The organism is uncultured Romboutsia sp., from assembly GCF_958366745.1.
Classification (GTDB): domain Bacteria; phylum Bacillota; class Clostridia; order Peptostreptococcales; family Peptostreptococcaceae; genus Romboutsia; species Romboutsia timonensis.
This window is the reverse complement of sequence record NZ_CATXCO010000289.1, coordinates 1-2625: the sequence shown is the minus strand read 5'-3', so window position 1 is coordinate 2625 and position 2625 is coordinate 1. Positions and strand designations below refer to the sequence as shown.

Genomic DNA, 2625 nt, shown 5'->3' with positions numbered 1-2625 from the left:
ACAACTATTAAAGGTATAAACAAACCTAGGGCATCATCTAACGCTGGTATATATGCTTTAAGTAACATACCTACCATAGTAACAAAGGTTGCTATTACAACTATAAAAGCTGGTATTCTTATTTTATCTGGTATAAATTTTCTCATTAGGGATATTACTATATTCGAACAAATTAAAACTGCAGTTGTAGAAAGTCCCATTCCTAATCCATTTATAGCAGATGTAGTTACACCTAGAGTAGGACACATACCTATTACTTGTACAAGTACTGGGTTTTCATCTACTATTCCATTTTTCAATAATTTCGTAAACTTCATATTCTACCCCTCCATCTTATTAAATAGATTAACAGCTGCATTAACAGCGTTAACTATTGATTTTGATGATATCGTAGCACCAGATACAACTTGTATATCATTTTCTTTTTACGAGCCTCTGATACTAGTTCAACTTCTTGAGCTTTTATATTTTCAAATTGTTTTTTAAGACCTGTATCAAATGTAGACGCTAAATACTGATTTTTTCTAGTATTTATACCTAGTTCAACACCTTTTATTTGACGATCAGTAGTGATTCCAACTAAAACTTCTGTTTTTTCACTATATCCATCTGTTTCAGTATCAAATATATAACCTATTATTTCATCTCCATTTTTAGCTTTATAAACTCTTAAAACTTCCCCTTCTGCTTTACCTTTTAATTCTGTAAATGAAGCTGATTTAAATATTTTTTCCTTTGGATCTATATTTTCATCATAAGCCATTTCATTATCATTACCTGATAATTTTTCATTATATATTTTCATTGCGGCATTTACACCACTGGTAACTCCATTAGAAGTTATAGTTGCTCCAGATATTGCAGATATTTCATTATCATTATTTGCACTTCCTTTTACTACTAAAAGTGAATTTGATACATCTTTATCTACATATTGATTCTTAAAAATAGGTTCTGTAGCTTTTGATCCTAATCCTGGAGTTTCACTATGATTACCTATCTCTACACCTGTTATTTTGCTATCTTTAGATATCCCAACCATTAATTCAATAGCTCCACCATATCCTTTTGATGATGTTTTTATTGTATAACCTATAACTTGTCCATCTTTTATACCTTCATAAACCTCAAGAACTATATCCGAATTCATACCTTCTAATTCTTTAAATTCATCAGCCTCTGGTAGTACAGTTTTACGTGCTTCATTACTTGCTTGAATATTTCTTTCTTCTATAACTGGTGCTGTAATATTATTTGTGACACCTAATACTAATGCTGCAACTGCACATATTGCAAATAAAGTTACCCCTAATTTTAATATATCTTTCATTATTTAGACACCTCCCCAAATACTTTTGTCTTAGTGTACTTGTCTATAAGAGGAGTCATTATATTAACTAGTAGTATTGAGTATGATACTCCCTCTGGATAACCACCATATAGTCTTATTACCGTTGTAATTAAACCAGCTAAAACTGCATATATAATTTGGCCTTTTTTAGTCATTGGTGAAGTTGTATAATCAGTTAGCATAAAGAATGCACCTAACATTAATCCCCCTGCTAATAACTCATATATTACAAAGGTAAAATTAAATCCACCTAATATAAACATTAAAATAGCTACTGTACATATATAAAATGTTGGTATAACATAATTTATAATACCTTTATACATTAAATATAGTCCGCCTAATATAATTAGTACAGCTGATGTTTCTCCTATACATCCACCTATATTTCCTATAAGCATATTACTAATACTTATTCCACTATCTGCTAAAGATGAAACTCCATTTGATCCTGCCTTTAAAAAACTTAACGGTGTTGCTGTTGTATAAGCATCTATATTTCCTGAACTTACCCAATTTACTCCTGTTCTTGTCCACAGTGTCATTGCAACTGGGAAAGAAGCTAATAAAAATGCTCTCGCTGCAAGTGCAGGATTTACAAAATTATTTCCTATTCCACCGAATACCATTTTTACTACTATTATTGCAAATGCTGCCCCTAATAAACACATCCACCATGGAAGTGATGCAGGAACATTAAATGCTAATAATAATCCTGTTACAACTGCTGAAAAATCTCCTATAGTACTTTCTTGTTTAGAAATTTTTTGACATACAAACTCTGCCCCAACTGAGCCAGTTACACAAAAGAATATTACATTTAGTGCACTTAATCTAAAAAAGAATAGTGCAGCTAATGTAGCAGGAAGAAGTGCTATCACAACTTGCTTCATTATATATGATGTATCTTTATTAGTTCTCACATGAGGAGACGACGATACTATCAGCTTATTTTCCATCATTTTTCCCCCTAATTTAACCTATTTGTTAATAGGCTCCTTTTTTATTTACTATTATTTCTCTTTTTGCATTTCTTATTGATTGAAGTAATGGTCTCCTTGCCGGACATATAAATGAGCATGACCCACATTCAATACAATCTAAAGCTCTATAGCTTTCTGCACTTTCATAATCATTTTTCAATGAATAAGCACTTATATATAATGGTTGTAAAAATGCTGGACATACATCTAGACACTTTCCACATCTTAAACAGTTTTGTGAATTTGGAGTTTTTGATTCCTGCTTATCTAAACATAATATTCCTGACGCAC

5 protein-coding genes are annotated in these 2625 nt (G+C 31.2%); all 5 read right to left on the bottom strand.

Translation table 11 applies throughout. The features are described from left to right. On the bottom strand, window positions 1-317 hold a 317-nt coding region (locus tag Q5F54_RS12850), incomplete at its 3' end, for an Rnf-Nqr domain containing protein (protein ID WP_302334563.1). A 3-nt stretch (window positions 318-320) separates the two neighbouring features. Then, on the bottom strand, window positions 321-389 hold the full coding sequence (locus tag Q5F54_RS13315) for a hypothetical protein (RefSeq protein ID WP_369124058.1): 69 nt from the start codon (window positions 387-389) through the stop codon (window positions 321-323). Continuing rightward, window positions 371-1330, bottom strand: coding sequence for an RnfABCDGE type electron transport complex subunit G (locus tag Q5F54_RS13115; RefSeq protein ID WP_331562794.1), 960 nt, complete (start codon window positions 1328-1330; stop codon window positions 371-373). Before Q5F54_RS13115 ends, Q5F54_RS13315 begins: the two co-directional genes overlap by 19 nt. After that, a complete protein-coding gene (locus Q5F54_RS12840) occupies window positions 1330-2310 on the bottom strand; it encodes an RnfABCDGE type electron transport complex subunit D (protein WP_281537629.1) in 981 nt (326 codons plus the stop codon). The genes Q5F54_RS13115 and Q5F54_RS12840 overlap by 1 nt, the downstream gene beginning before the upstream one ends. Window positions 2311-2338: 28 nt before the next feature. Continuing rightward, window positions 2339-2625, bottom strand: a 287-nt coding sequence (locus tag Q5F54_RS12835; RefSeq protein ID WP_302334562.1) for a 4Fe-4S dicluster domain-containing protein, incomplete at its 5' end; no start/stop codon positions are given.